We start from the raw sequence: 17,808 nt of genomic DNA, 5'->3' as shown, positions 1-17,808 counted from the left end.
TAAAAAAGCCCGACTCTTGCGAGCCGGGCTTTTCGAATACTGGTAGCAAGGGGCGGAGTCGAACCGCCGACCCCAGCATTATGAGTGCTGTGCTCTAACCAACTGAGCTACCTTGCCATTTCGGTTGGGAATACGTCCCAAACGAGGCGCGTATTTTCAGTATTTGCGCCTGTTCTGTCAAGGCTTCCGGGGTAGTTTTTTCCCGGAAGTTACACGTTAAAACGGAAGTGGATGACGTCGCCGTCCTGGACGATGTATTCCTTGCCTTCCAGTCGCCATTTGCCAGCGTCCTTGGCGCCCAGTTCGCCGTTGTACTGGACGTAGTCGTCGTAGCTGACGATTTCCGCGCGGATGAAGCCCCGCTCGAAGTCGGTGTGGATCACGCCGGCGGCCTGGGGGGCGGTGGCGCCGATGCGTACGGTCCAGGCGCGGACTTCCTTTTCACCGGCGGTGAAGTAGGTCTGCAGGCCCAGCAGCTTGTAGCCGGCGCGGATGACCCGGTCCAGGCCCGGCTCTTCCATGCCCATCTCGTCCAGGAACATGGCCTTCTCGTCGTCTTCCAGTTCGGCGATCTCGGCTTCGATCTTGTTGCAGATGGGCACGACCACCGCGTTCTCTTCGGCGGCGATGGCCATCACCTTGTCCAGGTGCGGGTTGTTCTCGAAGCCGTCTTCGCTGACGTTGGCGATGTACATGGTGGGCTTGACGGTGAGCAGGCACAGCTCGCGGATCAGGGCCATCTGGTCGTTGTCCAGGTTCATGCCGCGCACCGGCTTGCCTTCGTTCAGTACCGGCAGCAACTGCTCGAACATCTCAAGCTGGGCCTTGGCGGTCTTGTCACCGCTCTTGGCGACGCGCTGGACCCGCTTGATGGCTTTCTCGACGGTGTCCAGGTCGGCCAGGGCGAGTTCGGTATTGATGATCTCGATGTCGGACGCCGGGTCGATCTTGTTGGCCACGTGGATGACGTTTTCGTCCTCGAAGCAGCGCACCACGTGGGCGATGGCGTCGGTCTGGCGGATGTTGGCCAGGAACTGGTTACCCAGGCCCTCACCCTTGGAGGCGCCTTCCACCAGGCCGGCAATGTCCACGAACTCCATGGTGGTGGGGATCACCTTCTGGGGCTTTACGATCTCCGCCAGTTTGTTCAGGCGCGGATCCGGCATGGGCACCACACCGGCGTTGGGCTCGATGGTGCAGAACGGGAAGTTCTCGGCGCCGATTTCCGCCTTGGTCAGTGCGTTGAATAGTGTCGATTTGCCGACGTTGGGCAGGCCGACAATGCCGCAATTGAATCCCATGGAATGCCTCTGGTGGAACGAAAATGTGTGCGCGGATTATACCGGGGAGCGTTAGCAGGTGCGAGGGCCAGACTACACATGGCGCCTTGTGATCTGGGGTGGGTTGCGGTTGTGAGTAGAACGTACGATGGGGGCAGTGTAGCGAAACCAAACAAATTGTGCCGAGTGCCCGCCGCTGTTATCTTTCTTCACCAGAACTTGCGGTTTGCTCCCAGGTTAAGCGGTATAAATTTAGTGTCGGGGAATCAGGAGTTTTCCCCTTTCTCACAAAAGGACTACGAACATGAGTTCTCAAGGAACGAGAAAAATCGAGTTGTCACATCTGCGACAAATTTGGCCTGCCCCGTCTGTTAGCGACAAAACCCTCAAAGAGGTTGCACAAGAATGCACCGTATCCATGGTGCTGTGTAAGATCGATACAGAGTTTCGAGCGGCTCATTTCTTCGCCCAAGTTCGCAAAGAAACTGGGGGTAATTTCCGTTTGGAAGAGAGCCTTTACTATAGCCCATCTGCGCTGAAGGCCACTTTTGGCTATTACATGAAGCATCCTCAGGAGGCCGACCAACACGGATACGACAGGAGTCTAGGCAAGAAAGCAGATGAAGAGGCAATTGCCAACAGGGCTTATGCCAATCGAATAGGTAATGGTCCAGTTGCTTCTGGTGACGGTTGGAAGTATCGGGGGCGAGGTATGATTCAACTGACTGGCCGTTCCAATTACCTCCAGGCTCAGGCTACCCATAATAGGTTATGGCAGACTCCGGTCGACTTCGTTTCAAATCCAGATTTGCTGTTTCAGCCGAAGTATGCAGTAAGAACCGCTCTCATATTCTGGCTTGATCATCAGCTTTATTCTTATGCAGATAATGGGATTTCTCGAGCCGTGTCAGATTCTATTACCGCCGTGATCAATAAGAACACCAATACCTACAGGGAGCGGCATAATCTGCTGGAGAGAATGATCCTTACAGGAGTTTTCAAAGGTGTTTTCTGATCGTGTGAAGGTGATGCTCTTTAGTCTTTTTCTTTCAGTCGCTTCCGCTCAAGCCTTCGGGGCCGGCTTGGTTGCTCAGTTAGAACTTGTCGAGGCGGATCAGTACCGGTTGACTGTACTGGATCGAGCCAGCCTGGAAGTCGGTTCCTACGTTCTGTCATTCGGCGACAAGGCTTTTTTGTATTCAGAGCAGTCTGAACGTCTTGAATGTCGAAATGAAACGTTCGATGTTATTCGCGTTCATGGATTTCAGGGTGAGAGCGACAACTATCATCGCCGAGAGCACTTCCTGGTATTCGGGGTGGAGGGCGAACTAAGGGCGTATCTGGCGATTCCTGACTCTGTGGTTAATGAATCCGGTTTCGTGACTGAAGGGGGGCAGGTTCGACCAGCGATTTGTCCAAAGATCGTCTTCTCCAGTGAATACAGATGGCCGAACCCCGAAAAGGAATCCCCTGATGCTCCAGGGGGAGCGGGTTTGTTGAGGATAGAGGGGCACGAATATCTGTTGTACTTTTCGGGGCTCTCCAGTCCGAAAATCCCGGTGCAGGCTGATGGTGGGGCCGAGTTGAAGTTGATGGATTCCCGCAGATTCGAGTGTGGTGGCAGGCGTTTGGTGGCGGTGCCGGTGATGTTCAACCTTCCAGCACAGGGTGGTACGCACTTTTATCGTTACTTTATCTTCCATGACAAAGGCAGGGTACTCCAGGCAGAGGGAATGATGACGGTGTCGGATACAGTTGCGTGTGCGGAGATATGTGCCAGGATCGATGCTCTGGATCCTGTGGAGGCATTATGAGTGGTTCTGGTGAAGGGTGATGGCTCGCCGAGTCGCTATTCAGCAGGCCTGAAGCTGTGCAGCCGGTTCATGGCGGCGGGAAGTTTGCCGTTGGCGGCATCCGGCAGTACCCGGATAATCTCGTCGATAACGGCGTTCAGCTCCTCGGTTTCCCGCTTGCCCAGTCGACCCAGTACGTAACCGGTGACCTGGCGGCTGTCGCCGGGGTGGCCGATGCCGATACGCAGTCTCTGGAAGCTGTTGGTGCCCAGGTGGGCGATGGTGTCCCGCAGACCGTTGTGGCCGCCATGGCCGCCGCCTTTCTTGAGTTTGGCGGTGCCGGGGGGCAGGTCCAGTTCGTCGTGGGCGACGAGGATCTGTTCCGGGGCGATCTTGAAGAAATCCGCCAGGGCCTTGATGGACAGGCCGCTGCGATTCATGAAAGTAGAGGGATTTAACAGGTGCAGGTCCAGGCCCCGCCAGTGGATGCGGGCGTAAAGCCCGTGGTACTTCCTTTCGGGGCGGAGCGTCTGGCCCGCTTCACGGGCCAGCGCTTCGACGAACAGGGCGCCGGCGTTATGGCGGGTATTCTCGTAGTCGGCCCCGGGATTACCGAGACCCACAACCATGACGATATCCTGTGCCATAGACGCCAACTCCCCGGACAGGGATTACTCCTTGTCTTCGCCGGCTTCCTCGCCGCCTTCTTCGTCTTCGTCGTCAACCTTGGCGCCACGGGGCAGGTGTACGGACGCAACCGCCTGGTCGTAATCTTCACCGTGCTGCAGGGCAGCGGAGCGAACGCCTTTCGGCATCTTCAGATCACTCAGGTGGATGGTCTGATCCAGTTCCAGGTCCATCACGTCGATTTCGATGAACTCGGGCAGGTCCTGGGGCAGACAGATCACTTCCACTTCGTTCAGCTGGTGGGAGATGATACCGCCCTGCAGCTTGACGACCGGAGCCTTGTCTTCGTTCAGGAAGTGCAGCGGTACGTTGACGTGGATCTCGTGGTCCTTGTCGACGCGCTGGAAGTCAGCGTGGGTCAGGATCGGCTTGTACGGGTGGCGCTGCAGATCCTTCAGGATGACGCTTTCTTTCTTGCCCTGAAGATCGATGGTCAGGATGTGGGAGAAGAAGGCCTCGTTTTCCAGGTCTTTCTTCAGTTCGTTGTGCCAGATGGCGATGGGCGTAGCTTCCTTGTTGCCACCGTAGATGATGGCAGGAATTTTACGCTCCTCGCGACGCAGGCGGCGGCTCGCACCTTTCCCCTGGTCATCGCGAGGAAATGCTTCGATCACGAAATCCTTCTTGGACATGGTCATTACCTCGTTCGATCATCCGCCGGGCCCGCGACCAGGCTTGCGACGGTGATGTCAGTGAAGCCGGATTTGTTCCGGCGCTTAAAGCAGAACTGGAGCCCCGTCAGACAGGGCTCCAGTTCCGGATACGTCAGATGTTCTCTGTTCGTCTGGCGTTACGACTGGCTCAGACGTTCTCGAACATGGCGCTGATGGATTCTTCGTTGCTGACGCGACGAATGGACTCTGCCAGCAGGCCTGCCATTCCGAGGGGGCGGATTCTATCACAATTCTTCGCCTTGTCACCCAGCGGGATGGTGTCACAAACCACTAGTTCGTCCAGTTGCGACGCATTGATGTTGTCAATGGCCGGGCCGGACAGCACCGGGTGGGTGATGTAGGCGACCACCCGCGAGGCGCCGTGCTCCTTGAGGGCATTGGCGGCCTTGCACAGGGTGCCGGCGGTATCGACGATGTCATCCACCAGGATGCAGGTCTTGTCTTTCACATCACCGATGATGTGCATGACCTGGGACACATTGGCCTTGGGGCGACGTTTGTCGATGATGGCCAAGTCGGCATCGTCCAGGCGCTTGGCCACGGCGCGGGCGCGAACCACGCCGCCCACGTCCGGCGATACCACGATAAAGTTGTCGAAGCGCTGCTTCTCGATGTCCTCAAGCATGACCGGGGTGGCGTAGATGTTGTCCACCGGGATGTCGAAGAAGCCCTGGATCTGGTCGGCGTGCAGGTCAACGGTCAGTACCCGGTCCACACCGATGGAGGAAATCATATCCGCCACGACCTTCGCGCTGATCGCCACCCGCGTGGAGCGTACCCGGCGATCCTGGCGTGCATACCCGTAATAGGGGATAACCGCGGTGATGCGCGTGGCGGAAGCGCGGCGCAGGGCGTCGGCCATCACGATCAGTTCCATCAGGTTATCGTTGGTGGGGTAGCAGGTGGGCTGGATGATGAAGACGTCGTGGCCGCGGACGTTCTCGTTGATCTCGACGGTGGTCTCACCGTCACTGAAGCGGCCTACGTTAGCCTGTCCCATGGGAATATGAAGTTTCTGGGCAATCGCCTTGGCCAGATCAGGATTGGCGTTGCCGGCGAAAATCATCAACTTGGACACGGCGGTATCCTTCTGTAACTCAGCGTTGGATTCAGAGGACGAGGAAGAAAGGTGGCTGGGGTGGCAGGATTCGAACCTGCGCATGACGGGATCAAAACCCGTTGCCTTACCACTTGGCGACACCCCAGTATCGTGCTGCTCTTTCGGCATCATGTCAGCTCTGTCAGCTTTTTGTGAAGAGGTGAAAGGTTCACCCCTCTAGCTACGAACCCCGTGATGCCGGTAGGTCTTTCAGCCCAAACAGTCCGGGCTTCAGCTTCTGTTGGGAAACGTCCAAAGACGCAAGCCCCGGTTCCGGTTAATCTTGCGGGTCCGAATGTGCTCAGCCAGTCCAGGCTAATTTTTACCTCTGGATACAGTTGCTTAACTACATCCTCACAATCGTTTCGGTACCCCGAGGCGTCTCCCTCAAAAGCGGGCGCTATTGTGATTCGAGGGGTATTTCTTGTCAACCCTGGATTCGAAAAAATTTCCCCGGTGCTGATCTCAACGTCCGGTTTTAATACAACAAACCAGTCTTCCGGTGGTGAGGCGGGGGTGAGCTTCTCTCCCACGCCTTCACCGAGCGCCGCCTTCCCACGGACGAACACCGGCACATCGGCTCCCAGGGTCAGGCCCAGATCCGCCAGCCGGTCTTCCGGCCATCCGGTCTGCCACAGGTGGTTCAGGCCGACCAGGGTGGTGGCTGCATTGGAGCTGCCGCCGCCCAGGCCACCCCCCATGGGCAATTGCTTGTCCAGTGTGATGTCCGCACCAAGGGTGGTGCCTGACACTTCCTGCAGGCGCTCAGCGGCGCGGACGATCAGGTTCTGGTCCCGGGGGACTCCGTCGATGTCCGGTTGCAGATTGATGGCACCGTCGTCCCGCAGCTTGAAGGTGAGGGTGTCGCCGTACTCCAGGAACTGGAACAGGGTCTGCAACTCATGATAGCCGTCGTCCCGGCGACCGGTGATGTGGAGGAACAGGTTGAGCTTGGCCGGCGAGGGCAGGGTGATGTCGTTCATTCGGTGGTCTGCTTCTTTACTAGCCATCACGGTCGGTCTGCCAGGATGACACCACCAGGCGTACCAGTTTCTCGCCCTTGCGGGCGGTCAGGCGGGCCGGCAATGCCGGTTGGCTGTCGACGAAGTCACGCCAGCGCTCGTAGCGAATGGTCCAGCCCAGTTGCTCAAGCTGGGCCAGATCGCCCTGGGGGTCGAACGCCAGCCGGAAGTCACCCTCCGGTGACGGCAGGCCCCGTACCCACCACACCAGGGCGTCGATGGGCAGTTCCCAGCCGGTAGCGGCGTAGATCAGGCCCTGGGGGTCGCTGGAGGAATAGGTTTCGCCATCGGGCAGTTCCATCCGGATGAACCCCGGCGAGCCTTCCAGCCGGGTGCTGCCCATGCCCAGGAAGCTGGAGGACAGGGACAGTTCATAGTGCTCATGGTCCTGTACCCACTGGTTGATCACGGCGGAGGCGCTGTCCTCCGGCTGGCGGACGGCGAGCTTGCCCGTCAGTTGCCACTGGCTGAAGTTCTGCAGGCTGGCCTGTCGCTGGGCCCAGTCCGCCGGTGGCTGTTCGGTAAGGCCTGCCGGCAGGGGTTCCTGGCGAACGGTGGCGCAGGCACCCAGGCCCAGGGCCAGTGCCAGTATGAGGAAGGGCTTCCAGCAGGTGGTCATGGGAGTGGTCACAGGTCGTCAATGTCCAGTCGGTCGAGGGTTTCCAGGAGCAGTTCATGGTCCGGATCGTCGTCCAGGGCCCGTTCCCAGATCACGCGGGCCTGGGCCTTCTGGTCGGTTTGCCAGAGTACTTCGCCATAGTGGGCGGCAATTTCCGGGTCGGGGTAGATCTCGTAGGCCCTGCGGAGGTACTCCAGTGCCCCCTCGGTATCCCCCTGGCGAAAGAGCACCCAGCCCATACTGTCCAGGATGGCGGGATTCTGCGGTTCCAGGGCGAGGGCTTTTTCTATATGGGAGCGGGCCTCGGACAGGCGTTCGGTGTGGACTGTCAGCACATAGCCCAGGGCATTCAGGGCGGTGGAGTTGTCCGGCGCCAGTTCCACCATGGTGTTGAGGTCGGCCAGGGCCTGGTCGATGTTATCCAGCTTTTCATGACTCATGGAGCGGGCATACAGCAGGCTCTGGTTTTCGGGGTAGGCGGCCAGGGCCTCGTTGGCGGCTTCCACAGCCATGTCGTGCCGGTCCAGTGACTGTAACAGGTTAACTTCCGCCAGCCAGAGATTGGCGGCGTCATCGGGGTTGGCTTCCCGCACCGAGCGGATCTGTTCCAGGGCGGCATCCAGGTCGCCGTCCCGGGCCCTCAGTTCCGCTGCCCGGGAGAGGGTCGGATAATAGTGGGAGCCTTCCGTCACCTGTTCATACAGGGTGATGGCTTTGTCGTTGTCACCTTCCTGCTCGGCTACCTGCCCCAGGTAATAGTAGGCCTGGCTGCTGTACTGACGGCTGCGGGTCAGGCGTTCAAGCTGTTCCCGCGCCAGGTCAAGCTCGCCGTTCTCAATGGCTACCAGGGCCCAGGACAGGCGCAGGCCGGGTTCGTCGGGGAAGCGTTCCGCCAGGCGGGCGAACTCATCCTGGGCGGCGCGCAGCTCGTCTTCGTTCACCAGTATCCGGGCGTACAGGGTGCCAAGCTGGCGGTTGTCCGGGTAACGCCGGGAACTCGTTTGCAGGTGCTGCAGTGCCTCGCTGGTACGGCCCAGGTCGTAGAGCACTTCGCCCTGCAATACCAGGGCGGGCTGGAACTCGGGGTCCTGTTCCAGCAGCGGTGCCAGGGTGTCCAGGGCCGCCTGCGGTGAGCCGGTGAGGTCCTGGAGCAGGGCGTTGCTGTAGCGGATTTCCTCGTTGTCCGGATGGCGCTCCTGCAATTCGTCGAACAGTCGCAGCAGCTCCTGTTGTTGGTCCGCCGGTAGCCGTGGCGCCATGGCAGCCAGGCTGTCAAAGTTGGCATCGCCACCCAGGTTGAGGATCTGCTCCAGTTCGGTGAGGGTGGCCTCCATGTCGCCATCCCGCAGGGACTGGATAGCAGCGGCGCGGCGGGCGTCCTGGCTGTAGGGGGCGGCTTCGATCCAGGTGTTGGTCAGGGTGCGTGTTGCCTCCTGGCTGTTCAGGGACTCGGCAATCAGCAGCGCCCGGCGGATAACACCGGTGTCCCCGGTCTGGCGCGCCGCTTCCACATAGTTGGCCAGGGTGACGTCGTACTGGCCCCGCTGGGCGGCGATCTCGCCAGTCAGCAGCAGGTAGAGTTCCTCAGGCCGGAAGGAGCGTTCGGCGACGGGTTCCTCTGCGACCGGTTCCACTTCGGTGACGGTTTCCTGCGGTTCGGCGGGCTCTGCCGGGGCTGGCGCTTCCCGGTCCATGCTGGCACAACCGGTGAAGGCGAGAAGGCTGATGGCGAGATACAGGGCTTTTCTTGGCATTGGGCTTCCTGACGTCTTGGGCATGGACACGCTACCTGTGCCGCTGATTGGAGAACCTGGGAGTCTGCGCGGCAGAAATCGCGCGGACTCCCAGGGGTTCTCCCGGCCTATGATGGCATAAGCCGTTGTTGTGCCCAAGTCACCGGAGTCGCACCCGGGTAACGGGATAAGGGGATATACCGTCAGCACTGGGTGGCAGTAGCCCGGTTGCGCCGGTAAAATACGGTTATTCATGAGTCTGCGTCGGCACACTCGTTCCGGCTACGGAGTTTCCGCGTTCACTATGGCATTGATCACACTGGGCATTAACCATCGCACGGCGCCGCTGGAGATCCGCGAGCGGGTCGCCTTTACGCCCGAGCGCATGCCGGATGCGTTCCGTGAACTGCAACTGGCCACCGGTGCCAGCGAGGCGGCCATCCTGTCCACCTGCAATCGCACCGAGCTGTACCTGGCCGGTGACGACGACTGCGGCCCGGCGGTATTGCGGTGGCTGGCCGGTTTCCACCAGGTGGCGGCGTCAGACCTGGAGAACTCCATCTATGTCCACCGGGACAGTGATGCCGTACGTCATGTCATGCGCGTGGCGGCGGGGCTGGATTCCATGGTACTGGGTGAACCCCAGATCCTCGGGCAGTTGAAGGATGCCTATGCCCTGGCCCGGGAGCATGGCGCCAGCGGCTCGTTCCTGTCCCGGCTGTTCGAGCATACCTTTTCGGTGGCCAAGCGGGTGCGCACGGAAACCGCCATTGGCGAGAACCCGGTGTCGGTGGCCTATGCCGCTGTCAGCATGGCCCACCACATCTTCTCCGACCTGTCCCGCAACCGGGCGCTGCTGATCGGCGCCGGCAAGACCATCGAACTGGTGGCCCGGCACTTGTCGGATGCAGGTGTGAAAGATTTCATCGTGGCCAACCGTACGGTGGAGCGGGCCCAGGCCCTGGCGGAGGCCCATGGGGGCCACGGCATTGTGCTGTCGGAGATTCCGGACCACCTGCAGGATGTGGATATCATCATTTCCTCCACCGCAAGCCCGCTGCCCATCCTGGGCAAGGGGGCCGTGGAGCGAACCCTGAAGAAGCGCAAGCACCGCCCCTACTTCATGGTGGATATCGCCGTGCCCCGGGATATCGAACCGGAGGTGGCCAGTCTGGCGGATGTCTACCTGTACACGGTGGACGACCTGCGCCACGTGATCGAGGAGAATCTGCGTTCCCGGGAAGGTGCCGCGAAGGAGGCCGAGAACCTGATCATCTCCGGTACCCAGGACTTCCTCAGTCAGATCCGGGCGCTGGATGCGGTCTCCACCCTTAAACAGTACCGCCAGCGGGCCGAAGACCTGCGGGACCAGGAAGTGGCCAAGGCCGTCAAGGCTCTGAACAACGGCAACGATCCGGAAACCGTCCTCCGTGGCCTCGCCCGGGGCCTGACCAACAAGTTACTGCATGAACCCTCGGTCCAGGTGCGCAAGGCATCCGCCGAAGGGCGTCCCGAGGTGGCCGAGTGGCTGCGTGAACTGCACCAACTGGAAGCCGTGGATCCACGGGACGCCCCCATCACACTGGAAAAACTATGAAAGCATCCATTCAGGCCCGCCTCGAACAGCTGGTTGACCGCTTCGAGGAGGTCAGCGCGTTGCTGAGCGATCAGGGCGTGATTGCCGACCAGAAACAGTTCCGGGAATTGTCCAAGGAATTCGCCGAAATCGAACCCGTCGTCCATTGCTTCCAGGCCTGGCGTCGTACCCTGGACGACCTGGCCACCGCCGAGGAGCTTGCCCGCGAAGGGGATGCAGACATGCGGGAGATGGCGGAAGAGGAAATCGACACCGCCCGCGCCAGGCGCGACGAGCTGGACGAGGAACTGCAGCGCCTGATGCTGCCCAAGGACCCGGACGACGGCAAGAACGTGTTCCTGGAAATCCGCGCCGGCACCGGCGGTGATGAAGCAGCCCTGTTCGCCGGCGACCTGTTCCGCATGTACAGCCGCTACGCCGAAACCCGCAAATGGCAGGTGGAAGTGATCAGCGCCAGTGAGGGAGAACACGGCGGCTACAAGGAAATCATCAGCCGGGTGACCGGTGATGGCGTATACGGCGCGCTGAAGTTCGAGTCCGGCGCCCACCGGGTGCAGCGGGTGCCGGAAACCGAATCCCAGGGCCGCATCCATACCTCCGCCTGTACCGTGGCGGTAATGCCGGAAGCGGACGAGGCCGAGGCCATCGAGATCAACAAGAACGATCTGCGGGTGGACACCTTCCGGGCGTCCGGTGCCGGTGGCCAGCACGTCAACAAGACGGATTCGGCGATCCGTATTACCCATATTCCCACCGGCATCGTGGTGGAGTGTCAGGAAGAGCGTTCCCAGCACAAGAACCGGTCCAAGGCCATGAGCTTCCTGCAGTCCCGCCTGAAGAACATCGAGGCGGAAAAACAGGCCCAGACCCAGGCCGCCACCCGCAAGAGCCTGGTGGGCAGCGGCGACCGTTCCGAACGCATCCGCACCTATAACTTTCCGCAGGGGCGGGTGACGGACCACCGGATTAACCTGACCCTGTATAAGCTGGACGAGGTGATTGCCGGCGACCTGGCCCCGGTGCTGGGCCCCCTGCAACAGGAACACCAGGCCGACCTGCTGGCCAGCCTGTCGGATGAGTGAGCAGCCACTGACCTGCGGACAGGCGCTGGCCGGGGCGGTCGACCGTATTGGCGGCGAGTCACCCCGGCTGGATGCGGAGTTGCTGCTGGCGGAGGTCACGGGCTGGAACCGCAGCCGCTTCCGGGCCTTTCCAGAGGCGCAACTGACCCCCGACCAACAGGCGGGCTTCTGGCAACGGGTTGAACGGCGGGCGTCCGGCGAGCCGGTGGCCCATATCCTCGGCCACCAGGATTTCTGGACGCTTACCCTGGAAGTTACCCCTGATACCCTGATTCCCCGACCGGATACCGAGTGCCTGGTGGAAGCGGCCCTGTCACTGCCCCTGCCGGAGAAGGTGCGGATGGTGGATCTGGGCACCGGCACCGGCGCCATCGCCCTGGCGCTGAAGAGCGAGAAGCCAGACTGGCTGGTGCTGGCAACCGACTGCGTACCAGAAGCCGTGGCCCTGGCCAGACGCAATGCCGAGCGCTGTGGACTACCGGTGTCTGTCATCCAGAGTCACTGGTTCGAGGATCTGGAGCATCAACCTTTCGACCTGATCATTTCCAATCCCCCTTATATAGAGGAAGGCGATCACCATCTGCAAGAGGGCGATGTCCGTTTCGAGCCGGCTTCCGCCCTCACGTCCGGCCCCGACGGCCTGGATGCGATCCGTCACCTGGTGGCGGAAAGTCAGCACTGGCTTACCCCGGGTGGCTGGCTGGTACTGGAACATGGTTACAATCAGGGCGAAGCGGTCCGCGATCTGTTCCGGCAGGTCGGACACTCCGGGATCGAAACGCGGCGGGATTATGGTGGCAATGACCGGTTGACCCTCGGTCGTCGATAGACAGGAGCAATTTCATGCTGAACGATGACGAACTCCTCCGATACAGCCGACAACTGCTACTTCCCCGCTTCGACGTGGAGGGCCAGCTTGCGCTGAAACAGGCCAAGGTCCTGGTGGTGGGCTGCGGTGGCCTGGGATGTCCGGTTGCCCTCTACCTGGGTGCCGCCGGCGTGGGCAACCTGGTGCTGGCGGATGACGACCGGGTGGAGCTGGCCAACCTCCAGCGCCAGGTGGCATTCGACCAGTCCGCGATCGACCGGCACAAGGCGGAGGCCCTGGCGGACCGGGTTCGGGCCATCAATCCGGAGATTTCGGTAACGGCCCACATTGGGCGGCTGGAGGGTGATGCCCTGGCAGCCAGAGTGGCGGATGTGGATCTGGTGCTGGACTGCACGGACAATTTCAATACCCGCTTTGCCCTGAACCGGGCTTGCGTGGCCGCCAGGGTCCCGCTGGTGTCCGGGGCCGCCATCCGGGGCGAGGGTCAGGTGTCGGTCTACGACTCGCGGGATGAAGTGAGCCCCTGCTATCACTGCCTTTACCCGGAGCAGGGCAATGAGGACCTGACCTGTTCGGAGGCGGGGGTAATCGGTCCGCTAGTGGGCATGATCGGCGCCACCCAGGCCATGGAGGCCATCAAGGTGTTATCGGGGAAGGGGCGGCCCCTTGTGGGTCGGTTGCTGATTCTGGATGCCTGGCAGATGGAGTGGCGGGAGATGAAGCTGGCCCGGGATCCTGGGTGTCCAGTTTGTTCTTGAGTCTTTTAGCTTTCTAATTCGCGGCAGCAGCGAATAGCACCCAAGATATCAGCCTGTGAGGTGAGGACCTTTTCCGGGACCTTCAAAAACAGGGACGTTTTTGAAGAGCCTCCATGGATGGATTCACGGCGTGTCCCGGAAAAGGTCATCGCCTTGCAGGCCTGGCATGGAGTTCCAGTCTTGCAGGACTGGCAGCTAGGGGGCAGGGCACGCGGGGCGATATCTTTTTCCGGGACACGCCCGGCAAGTACGTCCATGTAGGGCTCGACGAACGCCGTCCCTGGCGTTCGACGGTCCCGGAAAAAGCTCTCACCCCACGCGCTTCGGGCTGAGGTGCTATTCGCTGGCGGGTTATTCGGCTTTCTTTATAGATTGAAACCGCGCAATAGCCTCCTTCCGACTCTCTTTCAGATCCACGATGGGTCTGGGGTAACCCTTCGGAATAACACCACCCGCACCGGGGTTGTGAATCCGTTTTGCATCGAGATCCTTCAACTCCGGCACCCAACGCCGGATAAAGTCCCCCTTCGGATCAAACCGCTCGCTCTGGGTGACCGGATTGAACACCCGGAAATAGGGCGCCGCATCCGTGCCGGTGGACGCACTCCACTGCCAGCCGCCATTGTTGGACGCCAGGAACCCATCCACCAGATTCTGCATGAACCAGGCCTCACCCTGGCGCCAGTCGATAAACAGATTCTTGGTCAGGAACATCGCCGTCACCATCCGCAATCGATTGTGCATCCAGCCGGTTTCCCGCAACTGGCGCATGGCTGCATCCACCAGGGGAATACCGGTGCGGCCTTCCTTCCAGGCCTCGAAATGCTCGCCGGTGGGGTTCCAGTGCAATGCCTCCGTCTCCGGCTTGAACGCCTTGTGCATGCTGACCCGGGGGTAGTGGTACAGGATGTGGATATAGAAGTCCCTCCAGGCAATCTCATTCACCCAGGTACTGAACCCCTCCTGATTGCCGCCTTGCCCCTGGGCTTCCCGGGCGGCCAGCAGGCACTGGCGACCGGAGAGAGTGCCGACTGCAAGATAGGGGGACAGTTTGCTGGTGCCGTCGACGGCGGGAAAGTCCCGCTCGGCCTTATAGTCTCCGCAACGCTCATCCAGAAACTGGTCGAGCTGGTCATGGGCCGACTGCTCGTCCGGTTTGGCCAGGGCCGGCGGGGGAGTGCCAAAGCCCAGGTCCTGGGCCGTGGCGGTGTAGGGTGACCACTCCACCGAGGCGCCAACCGGTTTCGGAACAGGGAGTATGGTCGGAGACGTTTCCTCCACCCACTGGCGCCAGCGGCGGGAGAACGGTGTGAACACCGAATAGGGCTCGTCCTGGCCGGTGCGGATGCTTCCAACTGGGGCGACTGTCTGGTCACGGTACTTGCAGACGTCAATGTCCGATTTCCGGAGGACATCCCGCACGGACCGGTCCCGGCGGCGCTCGTTGATGCCGTACTCTTCATTGAAACGCAGTTGGCGGATGCCATGCTGGTGGCAGTGGTCCTCCAGGGCCCGGACGCTGGCGGCGAAATCGTCGCACTTGATGACCTCCAGCGGAATGCCGAGCCCGGCCAGTTGCCGGCCGACGTCACCCAGCAGGCCCAGCAACAGTTGCACCTTCGCAGGCGACCAGTCGTGCTGTCGCCATTGACCTGGAGTTACGATAAACAGGGCCCGTACCGGCTCACCTCGCTGGCACGCGGCAGTCAGAGCGGGGTTGTCGGCGAGTCGCAGATCATTGCGGAACCAGACCAGTTGGGTCATGAGGCAGTCCTGAGATGGTGTTGGAGAATGAGATCGGCTCTCCTATATTCGCCGCATTGCCGCAGCTGGATTATAGTGAATGTAGATTGTTGATTCATTGATGGTTCTTCGTCGGCAATTATGCGTATTGAGTGCATACCCATTGCCGCTTCTAATGCGCCTGTCCGACGGGTAGGCCTGAGCTGGCTATCACCAACAGGGAGCAAAACACGATGCCCGGAAATACACCGTCCAAACAACGCCCCGGGGAAGGTGTCAGCAAACGGGTTCCTCTAGGCTGGCGCGAATGGCTGGCCCTGCCCGAACTGGATATTTCCCGGATCAAGGCAAAAGTGGACACCGGCGCCCGCACCTCCTGCCTGCACACCTTCCGCACCGAACCCTACACAGTGGACGGGCAGCGGCGGGTGAAGTTCTGGGTACACCCCGAGCAGCATAACCTGCACAAGGTGGTGGAGTGCGATGCCGCCGTGATCGACGAGCGGCCGGTGACCGACTCCGGTGGCCACAAGGAGCTGCGCATGGTCATCGAGACCCGGGTACAGGTGGGCGAACTGAGCTGGCCTATTGAAATGACCCTGACCAATCGTGACACCATGCGTTTTCGTATGCTGCTGGGACGCACGGCCATGGCCGGCCGTTGCACCGTCATGCCTGAAGCCTCTTACCTGGCCGGAGATCCGGTACTAAGGAATGATGAATGAAGATAGCGATTCTCTCCCGCAACCGGCACCTGTACTCCACACGTCGCCTGGTGGAAGAGGGCATCAACCGTGGCCACGAGGTGCGTGTTATTGATGCGCTGCACTGCTCCATGAACATCACCTCGGCCAAGCCACAGATCCACTATCACGAAGAAGTTCTGGAGGACTTTGACGTCGTCATCCCGCGAATCGGCGCGTCGGTCACCTTCTACGGCACGGCGGTACTGCGCCAGTTCGAGATGATGGGCGTTTTCCCGGTAAATGAGTCTGTCGCGATTTCCCGCTCCCGGGACAAGCTTCGCTCCCTGCAGTTGCTGGCCCGTAAAGGTGTGGGCATGCCCGTGACCGGCTTCGCCAATAAACCGGACAACGTACCGGAACTGCTCAAAATGGTGGGCGGTGCCCCAGTGGTGATCAAGCTGCTGCAGGGCACCCAGGGCATCGGCGTGGTGCTGGCGGAAACCCGCAAGGCGGCGGAAAGTGTCATTGAGGCCTTCATGGGCCTGAAGGCGGACATCCTGGTGCAGGAGTTCATAAAGGAGGCTGGCGGGGCGGACATCCGCTGCTTCGTGATCGGCGACAAGGTGATCGCCGCCATGAAACGCCAGGGCGCCGAGGGCGAATTCCGCTCCAACCTGCACCGGGGCGGCACCGCCTCTCTGGTACGGATCACCCCGGAAGAACGACGCACCGCCATCATGGCCGCCAAATCCATGGGTCTGAACGTGGCCGGCGTCGACCTGCTGCGCTCCTCCCGTGGCCCGCTGGTGATGGAGGTCAACTCCTCCCCGGGCCTGGAAGGCATCGAGAATGCCACCGGCAAGAACGTGGCAGGTATGATCATCAACTGGACCGAACGCAACCAGAAGCCCTGGAAAACCGGCACCAAAGGGGGCAGGGGATAACGCCCGCTGGCTGAAAGTCCCCAATCCGAATACCGGCTCTACCGATCAACAAGAAGGACAACAACCCCATGGCCCGCGCCCCATTTGTCATAGCGGACACGGAAATCAAGGCGGGCACCCGGCAGACCGTCGAGGTGCCCGTTGCCAAGCTCTACACCCATACACCGCTGCACATCCCGGTGGAAGTGGTCCATGGCCGTCGGGACGGACCAGTGCTGATGGTTTGCGGCGCCATCCACGGCGACGAGATCAATGGCGTCGAAATCGTACGCCGGGTATTGAAGAACTCTGCCCTGCGGCACCTGCGGGGCACCCTGGTGGCGGTGCCCATCGTTAACATCTTCGGCTTCGTGCAACGCACCCGCTACCTGCCGGACCGCCGCGACCTGAACCGCTGCTTCCCGGGCAGCGAAAGCGGCTCCCTCGGTGGCCGCATCGCCTACCTGCTGCGCACGCAGATCATGGAAAAGGTCACCCACATCATCGACCTGCATACCGGCGCCATCCACCGCTTCAACCTGCCGCAGATCCGCGCCGAACTGAAGAACCCGGAAACCGTCCGCATGGCCGAAGCCTTCGGCGCCCCGATCATCCTCAATGCCAGCCTGCGCGAAGGTAGCCTGCGGGCGTATGCCGATTCCCAGGACATCCCGGTTATCACCTTTGAAGGCGGCGAAGCCCTGCGGTTCGACGATGTGGTGATCAGCAGCGGGGTGAAAGGCGTGGTCCGTGTCATGCGTGCCCTGGAAATGGTCCCCAGCAAGAAAGGCCCGAAAGCCCCACGCAAACGCTCGGAAACCGCCGCCATGTCCACCTGGGTACGGGCGGATCTCGACGGCATCATGCGACCGGTGGCCCGCCTGGGCCAGAAAGTCCGCAAGGGCCAGCGCCTGGCAATGGTGGCGGACCCGTTCGGCGAGACCGAGGTGAGTATACTGTCCCCTATCTCCGGCATCGTTATCTGTGTGAACAACCTGCCACTGGTCAACGAGGGCGAAGCCATCTACCACGTGGCCCGCTTCGACGAACTGGGGGAGGCGGAGAAGGCCATGGACTACTTCCGCTCCTCACTGGATCCGGAAGTGACCGAGGCGGTGTTGCCGGTGCATCCTTGGGACAATGATCCCAAGTAGATAAACACCATCTTTGGGCCTGGGTCGGCATTAACGCCGATGTTTGTCGGCTGGGGTGCCGGGGGAGGTTTTCGCAGCAGCGCCATGGATGGCGCGGAGCAAGGTCGGTCCATGGAGGGACCGTGAATT

17 protein-coding genes and 2 tRNA genes are annotated in these 17,808 nt (G+C 60.9%); 9 read left to right on the top strand and 10 right to left on the bottom strand.

Features of this window, described 5'->3' with window-relative positions; genetic code table 11:
• Positions 1-40: 40 nt before the first annotated feature.
• Together ACJO3T_RS06615 and ychF are read right to left on the bottom strand one after the other, a co-directional pair.
• Positions 41-117, bottom strand: a tRNA-Met gene (locus ACJO3T_RS06615).
• A 92-nt stretch (positions 118-209) separates the two neighbouring features.
• Positions 210-1,301 carry a redox-regulated ATPase YchF gene (ychF, locus tag ACJO3T_RS06610; protein WP_406978112.1) on the bottom strand — a complete coding sequence of 364 codons (1,092 nt, stop codon included), beginning with the start codon at positions 1,299-1,301 and terminating at the stop codon, positions 210-212.
• Between the two features lie 283 nt (positions 1,302-1,584).
• Here ychF and ACJO3T_RS06605 point away from each other — a divergent pair, with 283 nt between their 5' ends.
• Positions 1,585-2,295, top strand: coding sequence for a glycoside hydrolase family 19 protein (locus tag ACJO3T_RS06605; protein WP_406978111.1), 711 nt, complete (start codon positions 1,585-1,587; stop codon positions 2,293-2,295).
• The gene (locus ACJO3T_RS06600; protein ID WP_406978110.1) at positions 2,285-3,094 is read left to right on the top strand and encodes a hypothetical protein; all 810 of its coding nucleotides are present in this window, start codon (positions 2,285-2,287) and stop codon (positions 3,092-3,094) included. The genes ACJO3T_RS06605 and ACJO3T_RS06600 overlap by 11 nt, the downstream gene beginning before the upstream one ends.
• A gap of 35 nt (positions 3,095-3,129) precedes the next feature.
• Here the strand turns inward: ACJO3T_RS06600 and pth are convergent, their stop codons facing one another.
• The 7 genes from pth to ACJO3T_RS06565 all read right to left on the bottom strand — a co-directional run bounded on the left by pth (position 3,130) and on the right by ACJO3T_RS06565 (position 8,928).
• On the bottom strand, positions 3,130-3,720 hold the full coding sequence (gene pth / locus ACJO3T_RS06595; RefSeq protein ID WP_406978109.1) for an aminoacyl-tRNA hydrolase: 591 nt from the start codon (positions 3,718-3,720) through the stop codon (positions 3,130-3,132).
• Between the two features lie 24 nt (positions 3,721-3,744).
• The gene (locus ACJO3T_RS06590; protein WP_406961595.1) at positions 3,745-4,392 is read right to left on the bottom strand and encodes a 50S ribosomal protein L25/general stress protein Ctc; all 648 of its coding nucleotides are present in this window, start codon (positions 4,390-4,392) and stop codon (positions 3,745-3,747) included.
• A gap of 169 nt (positions 4,393-4,561) precedes the next feature.
• Positions 4,562-5,512, bottom strand: a complete 951-nt coding sequence (locus tag ACJO3T_RS06585; protein WP_328188953.1) for a ribose-phosphate diphosphokinase — start codon at positions 5,510-5,512, stop codon at positions 4,562-4,564.
• A gap of 52 nt (positions 5,513-5,564) precedes the next feature.
• Positions 5,565-5,639 (bottom strand) — tRNA-Gln (locus tag ACJO3T_RS06580).
• Between the two features lie 22 nt (positions 5,640-5,661).
• Positions 5,662-6,516, bottom strand: coding sequence for a 4-(cytidine 5'-diphospho)-2-C-methyl-D-erythritol kinase (ispE, locus tag ACJO3T_RS06575; protein WP_406978108.1), 855 nt, complete (start codon positions 6,514-6,516; stop codon positions 5,662-5,664).
• Positions 6,517-6,535: 19 nt separating this feature from the next.
• The gene (gene lolB / locus ACJO3T_RS06570) at positions 6,536-7,174 is read right to left on the bottom strand and encodes a lipoprotein insertase outer membrane protein LolB (protein ID WP_406978167.1); all 639 of its coding nucleotides are present in this window, start codon (positions 7,172-7,174) and stop codon (positions 6,536-6,538) included.
• Positions 7,175-7,182: 8 nt separating this feature from the next.
• Positions 7,183-8,928: a tetratricopeptide repeat protein gene (locus tag ACJO3T_RS06565; protein ID WP_406978107.1), complete on the bottom strand. Its 1,746-nt coding sequence runs from the start codon at positions 8,926-8,928 to the stop codon at positions 7,183-7,185.
• 283 nt (positions 8,929-9,211) lie between these two features.
• Here ACJO3T_RS06565 and hemA point away from each other — a divergent pair, with 283 nt between their 5' ends.
• From hemA to ACJO3T_RS06545, 4 genes are read left to right on the top strand one after another with little or no spacing between them, the layout of a single operon-like run.
• A complete protein-coding gene (hemA, locus tag ACJO3T_RS06560) occupies positions 9,212-10,504 on the top strand; it encodes a glutamyl-tRNA reductase (protein WP_406961601.1) in 1,293 nt (430 codons plus the stop codon).
• A complete protein-coding gene (gene prfA / locus ACJO3T_RS06555) occupies positions 10,501-11,586 on the top strand; it encodes a peptide chain release factor 1 (protein ID WP_406961603.1) in 1,086 nt (361 codons plus the stop codon). The genes hemA and prfA overlap by 4 nt, the downstream gene beginning before the upstream one ends.
• Positions 11,579-12,415: a peptide chain release factor N(5)-glutamine methyltransferase gene (gene prmC, locus ACJO3T_RS06550; protein ID WP_406978106.1), complete on the top strand. Its 837-nt coding sequence runs from the start codon at positions 11,579-11,581 to the stop codon at positions 12,413-12,415. Before prfA ends, prmC begins: the two co-directional genes overlap by 8 nt.
• Before the next feature lie 14 nt (positions 12,416-12,429).
• Positions 12,430-13,173, top strand: coding sequence for a HesA/MoeB/ThiF family protein (locus tag ACJO3T_RS06545; RefSeq protein ID WP_406961607.1), 744 nt, complete (start codon positions 12,430-12,432; stop codon positions 13,171-13,173).
• A gap of 351 nt (positions 13,174-13,524) precedes the next feature.
• On the opposite strand, the gene phrB is transcribed toward ACJO3T_RS06545, so the two are convergent.
• Positions 13,525-14,937 (bottom strand): deoxyribodipyrimidine photo-lyase, encoded by a 1,413-nt coding sequence (gene phrB / locus ACJO3T_RS06540; protein ID WP_406978105.1) that lies wholly within the window; start codon positions 14,935-14,937, stop codon positions 13,525-13,527.
• A gap of 212 nt (positions 14,938-15,149) precedes the next feature.
• Between phrB and ACJO3T_RS06535 the strand changes: the two genes are divergently transcribed.
• The 3 genes from ACJO3T_RS06535 to ACJO3T_RS06525 all read left to right on the top strand — a co-directional run bounded on the left by ACJO3T_RS06535 (position 15,150) and on the right by ACJO3T_RS06525 (position 17,679).
• On the top strand, positions 15,150-15,641 hold the full coding sequence (locus ACJO3T_RS06535) for an ATP-dependent zinc protease family protein (protein WP_406961611.1): 492 nt from the start codon (positions 15,150-15,152) through the stop codon (positions 15,639-15,641).
• Positions 15,638-16,546 (top strand): 30S ribosomal protein S6--L-glutamate ligase, encoded by a 909-nt coding sequence (gene rimK, locus ACJO3T_RS06530; protein ID WP_406961613.1) that lies wholly within the window; start codon positions 15,638-15,640, stop codon positions 16,544-16,546. The genes ACJO3T_RS06535 and rimK overlap by 4 nt, the downstream gene beginning before the upstream one ends.
• A gap of 68 nt (positions 16,547-16,614) precedes the next feature.
• Positions 16,615-17,679: a succinylglutamate desuccinylase/aspartoacylase family protein gene (locus tag ACJO3T_RS06525; protein WP_406961615.1), complete on the top strand. Its 1,065-nt coding sequence runs from the start codon at positions 16,615-16,617 to the stop codon at positions 17,677-17,679.
• The last annotated feature ends 129 nt before the right edge of the window (positions 17,680-17,808 follow it).

Source organism: Marinobacter shunpengi (genome assembly GCF_045449715.1).
Taxonomy (GTDB): domain Bacteria; phylum Pseudomonadota; class Gammaproteobacteria; order Pseudomonadales; family Oleiphilaceae; genus Marinobacter.
Note: the sequence above shows the minus strand (reverse complement) of the source record. Positions and strands in the feature narration are given on the sequence as shown.

Bases quoted from the DNA above. Each gene is read 5' to 3' on its own strand.
- ychF (WP_406978112.1), bottom strand. From the start codon at position 1,301: ATGGGATTCAATTGCGGCATTGTCGGCCTGCCCAACGTCGGCAAATCG.
- ACJO3T_RS06605 (WP_406978111.1), top strand. From the start codon at position 1,585: ATGAGTTCTCAAGGAACGAGAAAAATCGAGTTGTCACATCTGCGACAA.
- pth (WP_406978109.1), bottom strand. From the start codon at position 3,720: ATGGCACAGGATATCGTCATGGTTGTGGGTCTCGGTAATCCCGGGGCC.
- ACJO3T_RS06590 (WP_406961595.1), bottom strand. From the start codon at position 4,392: ATGTCCAAGAAGGATTTCGTGATCGAAGCATTTCCTCGCGATGACCAG.
- ispE (WP_406978108.1), bottom strand. From the start codon at position 6,516: ATGAACGACATCACCCTGCCCTCGCCGGCCAAGCTCAACCTGTTCCTC.
- lolB (WP_406978167.1), bottom strand. From the start codon at position 7,174: ATGACCACCTGCTGGAAGCCCTTCCTCATACTGGCACTGGCCCTGGGC.
- ACJO3T_RS06565 (WP_406978107.1), bottom strand. From the start codon at position 8,928: ATGCCAAGAAAAGCCCTGTATCTCGCCATCAGCCTTCTCGCCTTCACC.
- hemA (WP_406961601.1), top strand. From the start codon at position 9,212: ATGGCATTGATCACACTGGGCATTAACCATCGCACGGCGCCGCTGGAG.
- prfA (WP_406961603.1), top strand. From the start codon at position 10,501: ATGAAAGCATCCATTCAGGCCCGCCTCGAACAGCTGGTTGACCGCTTC.
- prmC (WP_406978106.1), top strand. From the start codon at position 11,579: ATGAGTGAGCAGCCACTGACCTGCGGACAGGCGCTGGCCGGGGCGGTC.
- ACJO3T_RS06545 (WP_406961607.1), top strand. From the start codon at position 12,430: ATGCTGAACGATGACGAACTCCTCCGATACAGCCGACAACTGCTACTT.
- phrB (WP_406978105.1), bottom strand. From the start codon at position 14,937: ATGACCCAACTGGTCTGGTTCCGCAATGATCTGCGACTCGCCGACAAC.
- ACJO3T_RS06535 (WP_406961611.1), top strand. From the start codon at position 15,150: ATGCCCGGAAATACACCGTCCAAACAACGCCCCGGGGAAGGTGTCAGC.
- rimK (WP_406961613.1), top strand. From the start codon at position 15,638: ATGAAGATAGCGATTCTCTCCCGCAACCGGCACCTGTACTCCACACGT.
- ACJO3T_RS06525 (WP_406961615.1), top strand. From the start codon at position 16,615: ATGGCCCGCGCCCCATTTGTCATAGCGGACACGGAAATCAAGGCGGGC.